19 protein-coding genes are annotated in these 17,697 nt (G+C 45.5%); 2 read left to right on the top strand and 17 right to left on the bottom strand.

Translation table 11 applies throughout. The features are described 5' to 3' along the window. Positions 1-55: 55 nt before the first annotated feature. The 5 genes from MHB54_RS25695 to MHB54_RS25675 form a co-directional block, all read right to left on the bottom strand. Positions 56-2,188: an ABC transporter ATP-binding protein gene (locus MHB54_RS25695; RefSeq protein WP_076265282.1), complete on the bottom strand. Its 2,133-nt coding sequence runs from the start codon at positions 2,186-2,188 to the stop codon at positions 56-58. Positions 2,189-2,233: 45 nt separating this feature from the next. Then, positions 2,234-3,130, bottom strand: a complete 897-nt coding sequence (locus MHB54_RS25690) for an ABC transporter permease (protein WP_076265281.1) — start codon at positions 3,128-3,130, stop codon at positions 2,234-2,236. 30 nt (positions 3,131-3,160) lie between these two features. Further along, a complete protein-coding gene (locus MHB54_RS25685; RefSeq protein ID WP_076265280.1) occupies positions 3,161-4,087 on the bottom strand; it encodes an ABC transporter permease in 927 nt (308 codons plus the stop codon). A 51-nt stretch (positions 4,088-4,138) separates the two neighbouring features. After that, a complete protein-coding gene (locus tag MHB54_RS25680) occupies positions 4,139-5,755 on the bottom strand; it encodes an ABC transporter substrate-binding protein (protein WP_264454830.1) in 1,617 nt (538 codons plus the stop codon). A 284-nt stretch (positions 5,756-6,039) separates the two neighbouring features. After that, positions 6,040-6,549 carry a GNAT family N-acetyltransferase gene (locus tag MHB54_RS25675; RefSeq protein WP_264453705.1) on the bottom strand — a complete coding sequence of 170 codons (510 nt, stop codon included), beginning with the start codon at positions 6,547-6,549 and terminating at the stop codon, positions 6,040-6,042. 116 nt (positions 6,550-6,665) lie between these two features. On the opposite strand from MHB54_RS25675, the gene xerS reads away from it, so the two are divergent. Beyond that, positions 6,666-7,766 carry a tyrosine recombinase XerS gene (xerS, locus tag MHB54_RS25670; RefSeq protein WP_023988943.1) on the top strand — a complete coding sequence of 367 codons (1,101 nt, stop codon included), beginning with the start codon at positions 6,666-6,668 and terminating at the stop codon, positions 7,764-7,766. A 4-nt stretch (positions 7,767-7,770) separates the two neighbouring features. Here xerS and mobB read toward each other — a convergent pair whose 3' ends face one another. The 11 genes from mobB to MHB54_RS25615 form a co-directional block, all read right to left on the bottom strand. Beyond that, positions 7,771-8,319: a molybdopterin-guanine dinucleotide biosynthesis protein B gene (gene mobB, locus MHB54_RS25665; RefSeq protein ID WP_028541693.1), complete on the bottom strand. Its 549-nt coding sequence runs from the start codon at positions 8,317-8,319 to the stop codon at positions 7,771-7,773. After that, on the bottom strand, positions 8,316-9,593 hold the full coding sequence (locus MHB54_RS25660; protein WP_076159570.1) for a molybdopterin molybdotransferase MoeA: 1,278 nt from the start codon (positions 9,591-9,593) through the stop codon (positions 8,316-8,318). The genes mobB and MHB54_RS25660 overlap by 4 nt, the downstream gene beginning before the upstream one ends. Positions 9,594-9,950: 357 nt before the next feature. Next, positions 9,951-10,082 carry a hypothetical protein gene (locus MHB54_RS25655; protein WP_023988946.1) on the bottom strand — a complete coding sequence of 44 codons (132 nt, stop codon included), beginning with the start codon at positions 10,080-10,082 and terminating at the stop codon, positions 9,951-9,953. Continuing rightward, positions 10,055-10,603: an accessory gene regulator ArgB-like protein gene (locus tag MHB54_RS25650; RefSeq protein ID WP_264453703.1), complete on the bottom strand. Its 549-nt coding sequence runs from the start codon at positions 10,601-10,603 to the stop codon at positions 10,055-10,057. Before MHB54_RS25650 ends, MHB54_RS25655 begins: the two co-directional genes overlap by 28 nt. Beyond that, the gene (locus MHB54_RS25645) at positions 10,554-11,267 is read right to left on the bottom strand and encodes a hypothetical protein (RefSeq protein WP_071641072.1); all 714 of its coding nucleotides are present in this window, start codon (positions 11,265-11,267) and stop codon (positions 10,554-10,556) included. Before MHB54_RS25645 ends, MHB54_RS25650 begins: the two co-directional genes overlap by 50 nt. A 192-nt stretch (positions 11,268-11,459) precedes the next feature. Beyond that, on the bottom strand, positions 11,460-11,912 hold the full coding sequence (locus MHB54_RS25640) for an SRPBCC family protein (RefSeq protein ID WP_264453701.1): 453 nt from the start codon (positions 11,910-11,912) through the stop codon (positions 11,460-11,462). 186 nt (positions 11,913-12,098) lie between these two features. Then, complete coding sequence (locus MHB54_RS25635; protein ID WP_023988948.1) at positions 12,099-12,854, bottom strand: DUF4247 domain-containing protein; 756 nt, start codon at positions 12,852-12,854, stop codon at positions 12,099-12,101. Positions 12,855-12,867: 13 nt separating this feature from the next. Continuing rightward, positions 12,868-13,374 (bottom strand): DUF4178 domain-containing protein, encoded by a 507-nt coding sequence (locus tag MHB54_RS25630; RefSeq protein ID WP_007432513.1) that lies wholly within the window; start codon positions 13,372-13,374, stop codon positions 12,868-12,870. Between the two features lie 24 nt (positions 13,375-13,398). After that, a complete protein-coding gene (locus MHB54_RS25625) occupies positions 13,399-13,806 on the bottom strand; it encodes a DUF350 domain-containing protein (RefSeq protein ID WP_013310484.1) in 408 nt (135 codons plus the stop codon). Between the two features lie 131 nt (positions 13,807-13,937). Beyond that, on the bottom strand, positions 13,938-14,606 hold the full coding sequence (locus MHB54_RS25620) for a PspA/IM30 family protein (RefSeq protein ID WP_013310486.1): 669 nt from the start codon (positions 14,604-14,606) through the stop codon (positions 13,938-13,940). Positions 14,607-14,693: 87 nt separating this feature from the next. Then, positions 14,694-15,716: an NADH:flavin oxidoreductase/NADH oxidase gene (locus tag MHB54_RS25615; protein WP_023988950.1), complete on the bottom strand. Its 1,023-nt coding sequence runs from the start codon at positions 15,714-15,716 to the stop codon at positions 14,694-14,696. 305 nt (positions 15,717-16,021) lie between these two features. Between MHB54_RS25615 and MHB54_RS25610 the strand changes: the two genes are divergently transcribed. After that, positions 16,022-16,828 (top strand): polysaccharide deacetylase family protein, encoded by an 807-nt coding sequence (locus MHB54_RS25610; protein ID WP_028541698.1) that lies wholly within the window; start codon positions 16,022-16,024, stop codon positions 16,826-16,828. 198 nt (positions 16,829-17,026) lie between these two features. On the opposite strand, the gene MHB54_RS25605 is transcribed toward MHB54_RS25610, so the two are convergent. After that, positions 17,027-17,695, bottom strand: a complete 669-nt coding sequence (locus MHB54_RS25605) for a 3D domain-containing protein (RefSeq protein WP_264453700.1) — start codon at positions 17,693-17,695, stop codon at positions 17,027-17,029. Between the last annotated feature and the right edge of the window lie 2 nt (positions 17,696-17,697).

Here is a 17,697-nt window from a genome sequence, read left to right as displayed (position 1 = left end):
TGTAGAATGTAGCTCTCTTATCATACCGATAGCAGATCAAAGGAAGGGGTTGAACCTAGGCCGGGTAATGACAAGCGGCATAATGTCCTGTGCTAATCGCTGTCAGCTCAGGTGCTTCCTCACGACAACGCGAGGTCGCTAGTGGACAGCGGGTATGAAAACGACAGCCGGATGGCGGCTTCGCAGGCGAAGGAATCTCACCTTGTACCGTAATTAGCTCCCGACGGTTTTTCGGATTTGGGTTAGGTATCGAGGCAACAAGCCCCCGGGTATACGGATGGGCAGGATGCCTGAACAACTCGTCACTTGGCGCAATTTCTACAAGTTTCCCCAAGTACATAACCCCTATCCGATCTGAAATATGGCGGACAATGTGCAATCCGTGTGCAATAAACAAATAGGTTGTATCCAGCTTACGCTGTAAGTCCTGAAGCAGATTGACAATTTGCGCCTGAACGGAAACATCCAAAGCCGACACTGCCTCATCCGCCAAAATAAACTGCGGTTGCAGAGCAATGGCACGGGCTATCCCGATTCGCTGCCGCTGTCCTCCCGAAAATTCATGTGGAAACCGCGTAACCAGCGAAGGTGATAATCCAACAGCGCTCAGGAGTTCTTCCACCCGTTCCTGCTTTGCCTTGCCATACAACCCTTCATGAACCGCAAGCGGCTCCCCTATGATATCTCCCACATTCCACCGTGGATCAAGTGATCCGTAGGGGTCTTGAAAAATCATCTGCATATCACGGCGAACGGATCGCAACTCAGAATTTCCTAAACGTGTCAGCTCCCGATCCTGGAACCATACCTGCCCTGAGGTCGGACGTTCCAGCTGCATCAGCAGCCGGCCTAAAGTAGACTTACCGCTGCCGGATTCTCCGACCAATCCAAAGGTTTCGCCCTGCCGGATTGAGAACGATACATCATCCACCGCCCGGATCGAAGCACCCGTCCGACCGGGAAAGCTTTTTTTCACCGGATAATACTTGCGAATTCCATCCACTCTAAACAAGTCCTGCTTGTTCTGGACGGTTTCCGTGATAGTCTCATTGGATTTAGGCGAGTTCTTTACCTGTACGCCATGACTGCTCACCTTAGCCCCATCAACAGCAGATACGTTCGTCAATTCTTCCTTTACTTCGGTTGCCTTTGCAACAGCATTTGCCGTGATCTGCCCTTTCATCGATAGCTCTGTAATATGCCACTCGTCGGAGGCAGCCAATTGCTCCGAATGCCAGCAAGCTACCTCGCGTTCATCCTTGGTTGCCAGCGGTGGCGCTTCGTTTTTGCATTGATCTGTCGCATGCGGGCAACGCGGGTGAAACAAGCAGCCGGAAGGCAATGCACTCAGGCTCGGAATTGCCCCCGGGATCGAAAACAGCTTGCTGCTGCGATCTGTATCCAGTGTTGCCACCGAACGAAGTAACCCTCTAGTGTAAGGGTGCAATGGCAGCTCGAATAGTTCTTCCGTTACTGCTTGCTCCACAACTCGACCGGCATACATCACAACAATTCGATCCGCAACCTCTGCGGCAATACCCAAATCATGCGTAATCAACAGAATCGACATGTTGAATTCTGTCTTTAATTCCTGAAGCAATTGCAAAATTTGTGACTGAATCGTTACATCCAGCGCCGTTGTTGGTTCATCCGCTATTAGCAGCTCAGGGCCACATGAAAGTGCCATTGCAATCATCGCCCGTTGCAGCATCCCACCGGACAGCTCTCCGGGGTACTGCTTCATACGAATTTCCGGTTCAGGAATCCCTACCCTGTTCAGCAAATGAACCGCATGAGCCCATGCTTGCTTTCGTGTCTTCCGGTCATGCTCCATGATGATTTCTATCAGCTGATACCCGATAGTGTACACCGGATCAAACGCCGCCATCGGCTCCTGAAATACCATCGCCATCTTTTTACCACGAAGTGAGCGTAATTCCTGCTGTGACAAAACGGTCAAATCTATGCCCTGCAACCGTATTTGTCCTTGGGCAATTCGTCCGTTCTCATAATCGATTAGCCGCATAATCGCCTTGGAGGTAATCGTTTTTCCGCTGCCAGATTCACCGACGAGGCAGACCGTTTCTCCCGCCCTGATCGTCAGTGATACGTTGTCGAGTGCTTGCAGCAAACCTTTTTTAGTGTGAAAATCGACCGACAAATGTTCAATCTCCAGCAATGATGACAAACGAACTCCCTCCTTCTATAGCACTTAAGAATAGGCTTCCTGATGCTAGTTTGCGTTCTTTTTCGGGTCCAACTGGTCTCTCAGCTTGTCGCCCAAAATATTGACTGACAACACAAACAACGTAATGGCTAGGCCAGGAAAGGTACATATCCACCAAGCTACTGTCAAATATCCTCGTCCTTGAGACAATACTGTTCCCCAATCTGGAATTTCCTTTACCGTGCCAAGTCCCAGAAAGCTTAATCCCGATCCGGCCAAAATAGCGCTACCGATGCCAAGCGTCGCCATCACGAGCAAAGGGGACAAGGAATTAGGAAGCACATGACGCCAAAAGATGCCGAAAGGTGTAACTCCGATGGAAAGCGAAGCAATGACGTAAGAACGTCCTTTTATACTCATAATTTGGCCTCGCATAACTCTTGCATAACCGGGGACAGCAGATATGGCTACCGCCAGCACAATATTGAACAAGCTTGGGCCAAGAGCCGCCGCAATCGCCAAAGCCAGCAGAATTCCGGGAATAGTCATCAAAATATCAATAAATCGCATCAGTATCGAATCCACTGTACCGCCAATGTAACCTGAGAGCGCACCAATAATTCCACCCACCAGACCGCCGACGAGTACCGACATGAAGCCAATAAACAGAGAATCCCGACTTCCGTGAACAACCAGACTGAATACATCCCGCCCAAAATAGTCCGTTCCGAACCAGTGAGAAGCACTTGGGCCTTGTAAAATATGGTCGCTTAACATTTCTGTGGGTGCATAAGAAGCAATCCATTGTGGAAACGCCGCACAGACGATTACGAACACAATAATCAGTCCCGCCGCATATACGAACCCATCCGACACTCCACCGAGCCGCCACCTTCCAGTTTGCCGAGCTACCCGCAGCTTTCTTTCCTTCCAAATTGTTTTGGCAGCCATTGTTTCTCTCAACCGACTTCCTCCTCCCTGAATCCTTCCGGCTTACGCCGAGCGTCTAACCCTTGGATCAATGAACGTATACGATATATCCACCAGTAGATTTACGATCACATACATGATGGCAGAGAACAATACAACTCCCTGCACAACTGGTAAGTCTTTAGCCATAATTGCGTCCGCAATTAAACGCCCAATGCCTTGCCGTGAAAATACCGTCTCACTCACAACTGCTCCGGCCAGCATTTCTCCCATTAGCATCCCGATCATCGTTATCGCTGGAATCAACGCATTGCGTAGCGCATGGCGATACATAATAACCTTCTCAGACAAACCCTTGGAACGGAGCGTTACGATGAACTGCTCATTAATGACTTCCAGCATACTGTTACGCACCATTCTGACAATGAACCCTGCACCGACAATGCCCAAAGTGAGAGACGGAAGCACAAGAGTTTTCCAACCGCCCGAGCCCATAGCAGGCAGCCATCCCAAGTGAATGGAGAAAATAAGCAACAGCAGAATGCCTGACCAGAATGTGGGCATAGAAATGCCGAACAATCCAACGATTCGTGCGATGATATCAATCGGCTTATCCCGATGAATGGCCGACAGCACTCCGAGCAGGACACCGATAATGACCGAAATAGCAGAACCGGCAAGCGTCAGCGCCAGTGTAGGCGGGAGATTGACCCATATTTTAGGCAGCACCGGATCAGCATTGAGCAGTGATTTTCCAAAATCACCTTGTAGCAAATTTCCGAAATAGTTCAAAAACTGAACATGAAAAGGCTGATCCACTCCCAGCTTATGACGCAAATTGGCGATCATCTCTGGCGTGGCCGTTGAAGGGTCAAGAATCGAATCTACCGGGTCCCCCGGGAGCAGATACAAAATGCTGAATACCAAAATACAGGAACCCAGAATGACCAACAAAGAAGTAACCAGTCTTTCTGCAACAGCTCTGATCATAGCCCACACTCCTTCCCTTACTGGATGGTCCCCAGAAATTACTTAGCAATACTATTTTTGAATACGCACATCGTTAAAGAGCGGATAACCCACTAAATCGAATTTGAGACCCTGCACTGACTTGGCTGCTCCAACCGTATAAGGGAAAACATAAATCGGAATGATGACGGCCTGATCACGTATTAGCTGTTGCACCTTTTTATAAATCTCCTCCCGCTTGGCATCGTCCTGTTCAATAGCTCCCTGCTCCAACAGCTTGTCGACCTCTGGATTGGAGAAGTTAGGCAGTGTAGGCCGCTGATTTGTTGCCGCTGTGTGGTAAAAAGCATATAAAGCGTTCGGGTCCACATTGACCTGGCTATTTCCGTAGAAATCATAGTTTCCGTTCGTATATACAACTGTTGCAATATCCTTGGTAATTTCAATCTTCACATCAACACCGATTTTCTTCAGCTGCTGCTGAATAATGGCTGCAATGTCGTTCCGTTTTTCACGGTTCGGAGTGCCGTCTACATAATGCAGCGTAAGACGTTGTCCATCCTTCACCCGAAAACCATCCGTTCCCTTAGCCCACCCCAACTCATCCAGTAACTGATTGGCCTTGTTAAGATCAGGCTGCAAGCCGTTTTCCAGTGATTTATCATATCCAAAAATACCCGGAGTGAGTGGCGACCAAGCCTGTTCATAAGTTCCTAGATACAGCGTTTTGACGATCGTCCCCACATCAATACCATATTGCAATGCCTGCCTCGCCTTTAATTCATTCCACGGTTTCTTCTTTTGGTTAATGAACAGCGTATATGGCAATCCTAGGGTATTGACCTGCAACAATTGGAAATTAGGGTCACTCTTCAACGTTAAAATGTTCTGCGGTGGGACAGTTTCAGCAGCCAAAGCCTGCCCACTCTGCACACTGCCGATCCGGGTCGCCTCCTCCGGAACAATTTTAAAGGTCACGCTGTCCAAATACGGTGCCCCCTGATTCTCAATAGTTTCTGGTGCCCATTTGTAATCCGGGTTACGTTCGATTTTGATTTCTGCATTTTCGTCCCATTTTACAAACTTAAAGGGGCCTGTACCCACTGGATGCTTACCGAATTGATCTCCATATTTTTTAACTCCTGCTGGCGAAACAATGGCTACAGCCGGAACACTTAAATTGCTCAAAAATGCCTGTGATGGTCGTTTCAGATTCAATTTAATCGTGTATTCGTCAATCACCTGTGAGGATTCATAGGGAGCCAGCAAGTTAGCGGCATTACCTACTACGGCTTGCGGATCAATAATCCGATCATAGCTAAATTTAACGGCTTCCGCATTGAACGGGGTTCCGTCATGGAACTTAACATCCTTGCGCAGCTTGAATGTATAGCTTTTGCCATCCTCGGAAACACTCCATTCGGTTGCCAGCCAAGGCTTAATCGTATTGTCCGGTAGCTTTACCACCAAGTTATCGAATATCGCACGATATACCCGAGATGCTACTGCCAATCCACTCTTATGCGGGTCCAGTGAATCCGGCGATGTTGCCAGTGCATAGGTAAGATCTCCACCTTCTGCAGCTTGCCCGCCTCCTGCTGCATTCGCCTCAGTATTCGTAGAATTGGCCCCGCTATTACCCGAGCATGCCGATAAGACCAGCACCATCGACAGGGTTACAGCTACCATTTTTGCAAATCGACTTGTTCGTTTCACCTAAAAACACTCTCCGATCTGATGGGTGATGTTATGATTACATTGCATTTTTGGAGCCGATGTTTAATTGTTGATAATTCCAATGAGATATATATGAATTATGTTAATAACTGTATACCTGCGTTTTTATAGTGTCAATGCAGGTTCTAATTGGAATGCTCTATAGATGGATAGAAGACTTGAATTGACAACAAAAAAGAGCCGATAGGATACTCTCCTCGACTCTTTTTCATTACTTACTTTCTATTTCGAATTTTTCAGGTATTGAAAAACTGACTGATATTCCCTCTTACCGAATGTGTCTGTTCCCTGTACTCACCTTTCGTATAGCTTCCAATCACCTTACGCCAAAAGGACTGTGCCGGCCTATTCGTGCTCATTTGGGTCACCTTCCAACGTCCGTTAAAACGTCCAAACAGCTCATGAGCCGCCCAAGTCCCAACCCCATTATGCCGATAAGGACGAAGTACAAAGAACTCAGCCATGTAGTAGTCAGCTTCTCGATTGCTGGACATTCGGTCAACGAGTGCAAAACCCACAGGAATATCCTGTCTCCAAATCAGAAAAGGTAGCTTCTGTTCACCGCTCGTCCAATATTGATACAAGTCTGGATAAGCCGGGAATGTCCCCTTCTCAGTGACATCAATTCGAAGATAGGCTGTAAAATCATATAAATAAAATTGCATGAGCTGTACAATAATGTCCTTTTGCGACTCCGGTACACTCTTAATAGACAGCTTCAGTTCCGATTTGATATTATACCCCATACTTTCACCTCTCTTGGCGGTTCAATCTGTTCTTTAACTTCGAATTACATCCCATCCAGTGCTGTTCAAAATATGCTAAAATACATATATATTATGACCGGACGAGGTGGAACTCAATGAATATACAAAAGATCATCGACCGGCGCAAACTAGATGAAAAAATGCCGGGATTACCATGGTACGTGCAGCAATTTATGGATTATAAGCTGCCCGACCTGTCCCCTTCCACATTACTAGAATATGTGCGGGATTACGAAGCTTTCTTTTCATGGCTTCGCGCGGAAGGCTTGTCCACCGGAGAAACGAATGCCCAAGTTACACTGGAAGAGTTGGAGACACTTCATATGGACAGTATTACAGGCTTTCGATTATTCCTGTCTACTAAGCGCGAAGGCTCCAACTCCCGTATTACCATTTCACGTAAGCTATCGTCTCTGCGTTCGCTTTTTCATTATTTAAGTCAGATCGCTGAGGATGAAAATTTTTATCCGTTGCTCAAACGCAACATTATGGCTAAGGTCGAAATCAAGCGTATACATAAACCCAAGGATACGGCGGCTAAGCTTAAAGGTAAAATACTGGAAGAGGAAGAACTGCTTGAATTCATCGGTTATATTTATGAAGGCTATGGTCAAGATTTGGCCGATAACAAGCAGGCTTTATACTCCTATGAACTAAATAAGGAACGGGATGCCTGCATCGCCAGCCTCATTCTGAACTCAGGCCTGCGCGTATCTGAAATCGTCAATCTGAATCTGGACGATTTAGACATAAACAATAAACTATTATATGTGTACCGCAAAGGCAATAACGACGAAACCTTTAAAACGCCGGTGTATTTCCGCGAGCAATCCAAAGATGATCTCGTACTTTATTTGTCCCTGAGACATACCCGTTACCGCGCTCCAAAAAAAGAAAAGGCTCTCTTTGTCACACGTCCTAACGGCAGTACAGAAGGCAAACGAATGACCAAAAGAGCGATTCAGGCAATGATCATTAAGTACGCCAAACGGTTCGGCAAGCCTTACCTTACCGTGCATAAGCTTCGTCATTCCTTTGCTACTGACTATTATTTACAAAATGATATTTACAAAACAAAGGAACAGCTGGGGCACGCTTCGACAGAAACAACAGAAGTGTATGCTCACCTGACTGACAAAACCATGTCTCAGGCGATCGAACGGCGGGTAGAGACTCTAACCGACTCAGCCGATTGATGTCTCACCCCTGCTCATTCCTCATTCCTTCTATCTGCTTTTGAATCTGTTCGAGTAGCCAGCGGCCTGCGGGTCCGTTGGCCTCGGCAGGAAATATCTGTATCATTTCATCTGAGTAGTGACCTTGAGCCCAATCCATTTGATGCTCCCAAACCGCTACTCCCTGTACATTTGTCAGCTTATCGGTAAGCTGAGCATCCGATTGTTCCCGCACCATGACCAGCTTCGGATAATCCTCTTGCTTGAAGCCTTCTAGCAACACACAATCATAGGCCTGAAAATGCCGGATCAGTCCGGTGACAGGCTGACTATTCTCCTCTAAAATGGCTGTTCTTCCAGCCGAAACAATAGCTATGCCTTCAGCACCCGCCTGTCGGTGCTTGAACGTATCTGTACCCTCATGATCCATTTCAAATTCATGTCCATCATGCTTAATCACTGCTACGCGTAGACCTGACTTCTGCACATAACGAATCAATCCTCCGAGAAAGGTCGTTTTTCCCGTATTTTTGAATCCGACGATTTGACATACAAATGGATGTTTCGTATTCACGTCACCTGTCCACCTTGTAACACCAGTACACGCACCTCTTCACCTTCGCGTAATCCTTCTGTTGTGGGAGGAATCACGATCAGACAGTCGCTGTCCTTAATGGTCACCATGACACTGGATTCATCTACTCGCGCAGGAATCGCGTATACTTGTCCACCACGTATCTCCAGAGAGCTGCGTACAAAGCGTGTATAGTTGTTTACCTTCATATAATCTGCGCCTAACTTCGCCGTCCAGGTTTGTAAATATGGATGTGCCGAAGATACCATCATTTGGATCGTCGGCCGTACAAACAGCTCACAGCCTACAAAGCACGCACCGGGGTTGCCTGAAAGCGCAAATAACAGCTTGCCGTCAATCACTGCGGCTGTGGTCACACTTCCTGGACGCATCGTAACCTTGTTGAACAGCATATTCACATCTTCCTGTCGTACCAGATCACCCATAATATCAAAATCCCCCACTGATACTCCTCCACTCGTGACCACGATATCATAGGCAGCTATCGCTTCACGTACAGAAGTACGGGCAAGGCTCAAATCATCATGAATGGCTTGTAAAATAAACGGCTCTCCTCCTGCCTCTCTAATTTGAGAAGCCAACATATATGTATTACTGTTTCGAATTTTCCCCGGTTGTAACGGCTCATCCACTGCAAGTAATTCCGATCCTGTAGAAAAAACGGCCACCTTTGGCTTCCTGTAAACAGGTACCCGGTGTACTCCAAAAGTAGCCAGTACCGAGATGTGCCCTGCTCCCAGGCAGGTTCCCTTACTAAGCAAAAGCCGACCTTCCTGAATCTCATGACCAATCTGTGTCACATTTTTGCCAACTTCTATACGCTTCTTCAAGCCGACATATGTCTGTCCGTTTTCCTCACGCAGCTGTGTCGCTTCCAGCATGACAACCGTGTCCGCTCCTTCAGGTAATTGCGCTCCTGTCATGATGCGGGCAGCCATTCCAGTCTCCACCCGCTTGTCCGATACGGTGCCACATGGAATTTCATCAATCACATGTAGCCAGATTTCCTGACCGGATGAGCACACTTCGGTGTCCGAGCCTAGGATCGCATAACCGTCCATACCTGACCGACGAAAACGGGGATACGGGTGTGGTGCGGTCAAATCCATCGCCAAATAACGTCCATGCGCCTGCTCCAGCTCTACGTCTTCCCTTTCACCCTGTTTAACATAGCTAGCTATCCTGCTTTGTGCCTCTTCCACCTGAACTGCTTTACGCTGGAATTTTTCTGCGTTTAATGATGTATGATTCATAATCTCACTCCGTTCTTCTAAAATGCCCTCTTTCTGTTATAACGCTAAAACCGTTATCTGGCAAATCCGGGCGGAGTTTAGAACGTCAAACTCGGCTGCTTTTCCCCGTGCTGTTGCGTGTTTTGGGCTTACTATATAAGTATGTTGGCAATAAAATAACCCGTGAATTCCACGGGTCATTTCCATAACTTTATAAGTGCTTCAAGCTTATTATGAGAAATAGAGCAAGTGAAGCTTCGAATCGTACCAGGCCTTCAAATGCGCTAGACTCGATCTCACAGCTGAAAAGCTTCCTTACAAGCCTGTGCAGTTACCCCGATCGTATAAGAACAATGTCTAGAGTAACGCGGTACATAATCAGTTCTTTTCTTTTTTCTTGAGCTCTGCCGGTATCGGTTTAGCGCCAAATACTGTTTTTTCGTTTTTGGTAGATTCGTTAGCGTATTTTCCCAGTCTTAAATTTAAAGCTCTCGCCAATTTCTTATCCATTTTCGTTCACCTCCTTTCCATAAAGGAAGAATACTGAATGCTTGAATAGCTAAAGATAAGCATATTATGTGGGATTGTACAAAAAAATTCACCGCACAAATCAAAACACATACCGTTTTATAATATTTGTGGTTATTGGTCTTATGAATATAAATAAAATGATTGGGTGCATAAACTAAAAACACTAATACTGAACAAGCATTAATAATCAAAATCGTTGATAAATTTAAAGAGACGAGAGGTATAGTTACACATATTGCCGTTGTAAAACAGACACAAAATGTAAGATTACTGAAGTGTGCCCCTCCTGAAAATCTTCTTACAAACATGATAGTTACTAGAGCTAATAACGACCCAAAAAAATGCCCAGTCATCCAAGCTATAATCGCAACCATTAGTATCGAAGACACTTCGGTAATTTTTATACCAAGCGCATATTCCATCACTTCTACACTTGTTGGACCATCAGGATCAGCTTTTTTTATTTCCGTTGCGATGTACCGTGATAGCGCTTCTAGCATCCTCATAATCTCCTCTCTCTGAAAAGAAATACGACACGCCGAAAGTAAGCAATGAAATGGATAGTAATCCTATGGTATTTGAGCTATAGAGCATATACAAAGTAATAAAAATGGTGACAGCTGATATTAGAGCACCTAGAATCAACATTTTATTTAGGGATGATAAGTAATTTTCAGCTCTTAAAAAATCATGTGGAGGCTGAATTATAAACGAGAAACCAAAGTTATATTTTCCCATTATATAAGAAATAAAGCACGCAATAATAATAGAAGTTAACTGAATAACGTAAATAGAAGAGCCAGAAGTATCATTAATAGCACCTGGTTCTGCTACTCCAAAAAAATACGCAAACAGAAATACAAAAAGTTGTAAATTAATGTAGGCCGTTAGACCAGAACCAGCAGAAAAAGCTGCTAGATGGGTTTTGATCCCTAAACCGAATCTAAAAAAGATAACCATTAACAAATACTGAAGCGGCAAATCTAATTTAGGCAAGCCTATAACTTCCCTCATTAGAAAGGAAAACAAAGCTATGCCAATTGCATAAAATAATATTTTTCTACGATATTCCCTCACGGGAAGCATATAAAGCTTTAAGACCAAAATAACAGCGGCCAAAGCATCGAATACACCAAGTAATATATATAAAAAAGCAGATAACACAGATACACCATCCTCTTATTTCGCCTGTTGTAATTGTATATTTTACTTATAGATGTGGCAATGAAATAATCTAGTAAACTGGTAATATTTGTTTTTATGTAAGGTAAATATTTATTTTTGTCATCAAAAAATATAAAAAGAACGATTTTAAAATCGTCCTCTTGTTGCAGTTTTAGCCTGGAACCTTCTGAATTATCTATCTGGCATCATCCTTTTGTCGAGCTGCTCAAGTACAAGCGGCCAAGCCTGCTCATGTTGGTTTCTTGAATTCTCGTCTGGTAAACCTGCATGCGTTAAGTAAAGATGCGTGCCATTACCGCGAGGTTTAAGCTCAACAGTGAGAACTGTTTCAGCTCCCTTGGTACCGCCTTCGCCAGTAATCCAAGTCAGCTCGATCAGTCGGTTTTGCTCAAGTCTTAGAAATCTTCCGTAATGTGGATGACGCTTCCCCTCAAAATGCGTTTCGAAAAAGAAGGTCATGTTCACTTCAGCCTCCATTAATACTGATCCTGGGGCTGCAAACCAACTGTCAAACCGCTTCGTCCAAGCCTGATACAGGACATTCGGAGAACACTCCATTTTTCGTTCCACCATTAGATTAAATGGTCTTTGTGAAAGATCTGGCCAAGAAATAGATAGTACCATTTAATTTTCAATCCCTTCAATCAAACAAAGTTTTGATTATCTCTACATTATTATATCCATAAAAGTGTAGGTTTGGCTGTGCCGCTAGATGATCACCAACGTCATCTCTAAAAATAAAAAAAGGAACTGTGCATCAGTACCACAGTTCCAAGAATCTTTTGTTTTCAAATAAATTGACGATACCCATTATCGTCGACTTCGTCGGCTGATTTTACCTGAACCGCTACGTGTTTTGGGCTTACTATAAGATTTACGCGGCGAATCAAATATGCTGGAACCGCCACTGTCGCTCCGGTCACGTGAAATCGAGCCTCTGCTCGGTGAACTGCTGGACCCTCTGTCGAACAAACTTCCGCTTGATCCAACGCTAGAATCCGAGTTCTTTCCTCTACGGGTAACCGAACCTTTCCGCTCCACCGTAATCGGCGGAATCGCCTTTTTCTCCTGCACCGTAGGAGCACGATATTGGCCCTGAGAAGGTCGGTATACATCTCTGCTGGAGTAGCCTCGATAGGAGCCTGAACCACGCAATGAATCAAACAGAGCATCCAGTACAGTTGCGGTTAAGTATCCTTTTAGAAAGCTTGAACTGTAATTTTGTTCGACATACTTTTTACTGTCAATTTCAATGAGTGTATCTTCCTTCTTAGCTGGATCTTGCTGCAAATGGTACCACTCATCGCTATATACCAGAAACATCCGCTCATTGCTCTGCGGTGACATTTGTTCCGGTGTACGCTGTTCTTTCAATTCCTCCGCTACTTCCGGGACTGTCTTGCCAGCTGCCCGGTATACATACGAGGTCGAGTTTCCGCTGCCACTAACCGATTCCAACGGATACGTATCTTTTACACTTGGCGCGCCGCAGCCGCTTAACACGGAAACGAACAAGCTCAGCGCCACAATGACCTTTAATGCATACTGCCAGGTGCGTTTGCTCATGTGTAACCCTCTCCTAGCTTGCCCGAATAACCTTGACGTCTCCGGTAATCACTTCTTCTCCTTCATAAAGCATAAAGCGACCGTCCTGCCACTCTACTCGCAACAGATGGTAATCATCAGACTGGTACTGCCACACATGCTGCTCTCCACCCTGTCGGAAAGGAGCACGGCCCATGACGGTAACATGCCCAGAATACTGCTCCTCCAAATGATACGTTGTATCATCCAACTCTAAAATGGTCGGCACTTCCTCAGGGTTGTCAAGTCTGCCGTCGATGGCCTGATATAGTCCGAATTGCAGTGTTTCCCGTTCCTCAATATGAAGATAACTGACTTGATTACCATCCTGAAGCGTCAAAACAACGGCATTCCGGGCACGATTATGTACACGACCTACCACTTCATAGGTGACAAGCGACACTTCACAGATATCACCTGGATTTAAGTGAAGCATGCTTTTCTCTGCTTTTGGCGGCTCCGGCTTAGCAAATAGATTTGAAATTCGTTTCCACACACCCATGGTTATATTCCTGCCTTTCTTAGCCTAGAAGCATGCTGTAATGATCAAGGCGCCAACCAGATGCAGCGCTCCTGAAAACAGACCGAAACCAATTTTACCTTCCTGTGTACCTTTATCCAGATCAAACTGAGCCCAGTACCGCAACAGCAGACGTACAATAACTTCCAAAACAAGCAGGATGACAAAGGCGATCACAGAATACACAAGCGCTTCGAGCAAATTATTAGCTGTAGCGATAGAGCCTGACAAGATATAGCCTTGTGCAACTAACTTCATAATCATTCGTACCGTTACGGCCATATTTCCAGCCTTCACTTCGGCAAAATCCTTATACTTCGTAAATAAAGAGTCGACATACATTAATGCGAAGATCAAAATTGCCCCCGCACCAGTCCATACAAGCATTGCTTTCATCGTTTCTAAAAAATGCATTTCATACCATCCTCCACATCTTCTTGACCTTCATATAATGTTTTACGCCTCCAGGCAGGGAAAAGCGAAGGAGAAAACGTTTCTCCTTCGCTTCCTGAGCAATCACCCTTGGCGGCACTGCTAAAATGTTCTTATTTATTTTCGTATTGCTTCAACAAAGCGGCAAGCTCATCGTCCACGGCGCTTTTCTTATCCAGCTCCTTGAACTCCTCATCCAACGATTTTTCCTTAGAAGACATTTCGTTGCTCGCTTCGGCACGTGCTTCTGCTTGCAGCATTTTTTCTTCCATACGCTTCAATCCGGCAGTTGCCGTATCAGAGCTAAAACCGTTCATAGCTTTGTTAATTTCAGTTTGCGCTTTAGCTGCATTATAACGAGCAACCAGTGTCTCGCGCTTGTTTTTCATTTCTGTCAGCTGTCTGCGCATTTCATCCAGCTTGCCACGCAGGTTATCGGCTGCAGCTTTGTTCTGTTCGTAACCAGCTTTGAACTCATTCATTTTTTGTTCAGCAGATTTCTTTTCTTCCAGCGCGCGACGAGCCAGATCTACATTTTGTGCTTTTGCAGCGGTATGTGCCTGTTCTTCGCGTTTCTTTACCAAAGCAGCCTGTTCTTCGTATTGCTGTTTGAATCTCTTTTCAATAGCAATTTGAGCGGCTACCGCTTTCTCTGCATCTTCCAGGTCCTCTTGCATATCACGAATGTATTGATCCGTCATTTTAATTGGATCTTCTGCCTTGTCAATAATGGCGTTAATGTTGGACATCGTAAGATCTCTTAATCGTTTGAAAATAGACATGTGAAGTTCCTCCTAGAGTTGAATGCTTAAATTTTAAGCTCTGTACACATGTTTACGCAAGCTTTGCAAAGAGGGTTTCAAAAATATCTAAAAGCCGCGCAAATAAGGCTCTGGGATGTCGGCCTGTACTTTTAGCTCCCGCGATGCATGCAACGCCCAATAGGGATCACGCAGCATGGCACGGCCTATTGCTACCAGATCAGCTTCTTTCTGCTGAACAACCCGACGGGCGTCCTCATAATCATCCAGTAAGCCAACAGCAATTACAGGTACATTCAGCTTTTCACGGATGGTATGAGCCAAATCCACCTGATAGCCGGCACGCGCAGACGGGCCTCCGCCAGAACCAATCGGACCCTCACCACCAGAAGAGATATGGAAAATGTCCACACCCGCATCACGATATCGTTCCCCTACGCCTGTTATGTATTCCACATTATATCCATCCTCGACGTATTCTTTGGCAGAAATCCGCATAAGCACAGGCATATCAGCAGGAAGAACCTCTTTAACAGCATGTATGACCTCAACACCGAACAGTGACAAATCCTGCCCATATTCATCTTCTCTGGCATTTGTTAAAGGCGAATGAAATTGATGGATCAGATAGCCGTGAGCGCCATGTATCTCGACCGTGTCAAAACCTGCTTCCACCGCGCGGCGCGCGCCTTCTTTGTATGCCTGAACCAGTTCCCTGACTTCAGCTGTCTTTAAGGCGTGCGGCTCTTTAAAGCGTTCGCTAAAAGGAATCGAGGAAGGACCCACAGGTTGCTCAGCATCTTCAGCCTTGCGTCCAGCGTGGCCTAGTTGAATGCCAATTTTGGCACCATACTTGTGAACTTCCTCTACAATCTTACGATATGCAGGAATATGTTCGTCACTCCAAATACCCAAATCACGATCTGTAATACGTCCATCTGGATGGACCGCTGTCATTTCCACAATAATAAGTCCAGTGCCTCCTACTGCCCGGCTCACATAATGGACATGATGCCAATCCGTTGGATTTCCGTCCTTGGCCTCCACGCTGTATTGGCACATCGGGGGCATGACAATCCGATTTTTTAAAGAAAGCCCCTTTAATTGATAAGGAGTAAACAAGTCGGTCACTTTTATCCATCCTTCCTTCAATTCCATGTCTGTACAATTATGAATTGCATCCCCATTATACACCAGCTGTCACGGTATACCGAATTCGTTGTAAGGCTAAAACTTGCGAAAATGCTCCTGTTTTCGGTCATGTTTAAGAGAATATGTACGTTTAGCTCCATCATCTTCATTGATAATCGTTTCATCGTGGACTTCTTTCCAGTCGTTTATGAGCCGAACTTGGTAACCAGCATATTTTTAATAGGACAGGTACATAATAGTCGAGAGCACCACTAGGTATCACTGCACGGAAAGGGGGGATACATATGCCGTACAGGGGAGTGTTGCCAGGCTTGGCACTGTTACTAGCATTTTCAAGTTTACCCGTTCACGCGGATGCGCCTCCCAACATCGGAACGCCCCATCCCAAGGAAGCAACTGTTGCTTCTTCTGTACAACAGAGCATAGATCGAGCAACTCCTACATTAGCAATGCTGCGAAAAAAACATGCGGACATTTTTAAAATGTGCGGCCCACACACCCGCCAAATTGCCCTAACCTTTGATGATGTGCCCGATTCTAGGTATACGCCGCAGGTTTTGGACGTATTACACGCCAATGGCATCAAAGCTACCTTTTTCATCGTCGGTCACCGTGCGGAAAAGCATCCGGGGATCATACGCCGTATTATCCGTGAAGGCCATGCTATAGGAAACCATTCCTATACTCATCCTGATTTTAGGAAGGCCACACCAGAACGCTTTCGCAACCAGATTACAAAAACAGAACGTATTTTACAAGCCAGCGCAGGTTTTCGCCCCAAGTTGATTCGTCCACCCTACGGTGAAATCACGGAGCCTCAAATCCAGTGGGCACGTCGTCATGGCTACATGATTGTCAATTGGAATGTAGACTCTCTCGACTGGAAGGGACTAAGTAAAACACAAATTCAGCGCAATGTGATCCCAGCTACTGGGCCTGGCTCTATTATTTTAATGCACGCAGGTGGAGGTCAAAGTTCCAACTTGCAAGGCACTGTTCAAGCTCTGCCGGGTCTAATTCACTCTCTAAAAGCTAAGGGCTACAAATTTGTCACAGTCCCCCGGCTACTCCACACATCGGAACAGAAATAACCATATGTTTATGATTGAGCTACAAGCTAAAGCAACGTAAAAAGGCTGTCTTACCAGCAGAAGTTTTCTGCTCGTCAAGACAGCCTTTTTTATGGATAGGACCTGATAAGAGTCTGACCTAGTTATATGCGGTAGGATACAGGCATTAAGTTTACATAATATATATTATGTTTAATTAAACCATATATACGTATAATGCTATTTATCAATAACGTACAGCTTCACATTTTGAAATCCAAAGTCGTTCACAAATGATTTGTTGCCAGGAATAAAGATATCAATCCGTTTTCCTGTAATGGCGCTGCCCTGATCGCGAGCGACAGCTACAAAAGAATGATCCGGCAAACCTGGGTGGGAATAGCCTGTAACCAGCACTTTCGTGCCCATCGGAATGACGTTCGGGTCTACCGCAATTGTACCTAGTTTAAGCGGATTGCCGTAGTAGTCCACTGCTCCCCATTTACCATTCTCATCGGCTGCGGCAGAATACGCAGTAGCCTTAACGTCGACTATTTTGCTATAGTTAAATGTTTTGCCCCACGCTTCAATCGCTGGCCCCTCATTCGCTGGTGCTTTCTCCGTAAGAAGCTGAGGCTTCGAATCCGAAGCTGCATTCACACTTTTTTCACCAGGTACCTTAATTTGCAGACCTGCATATATATTGTTAGAGGCAATGTTTGGGTTCGCCTTCGTCAGCTCGTCCACTGATACTCCATAACGTTGAGCAAGCAAAAAGAAGGTATCGCCATCTTTGGCAGTATGAAGCGAAGCAGCATCCGCTACTCCAGCTGTCTGTGCCAGCCCTGCAATGGCTGCGGCAAGCACCGCAAATTTCATGGTTTTTCCAATATGTTTTAGATGTTTCAAAG

It is taken from the genome of Paenibacillus sp. FSL M7-0802, assembly GCF_038004945.1.
Classification (GTDB): domain Bacteria; phylum Bacillota; class Bacilli; order Paenibacillales; family Paenibacillaceae; genus Paenibacillus; species Paenibacillus polymyxa_B.
This window is presented reverse-complemented; position numbering and strand designations above follow the sequence as displayed.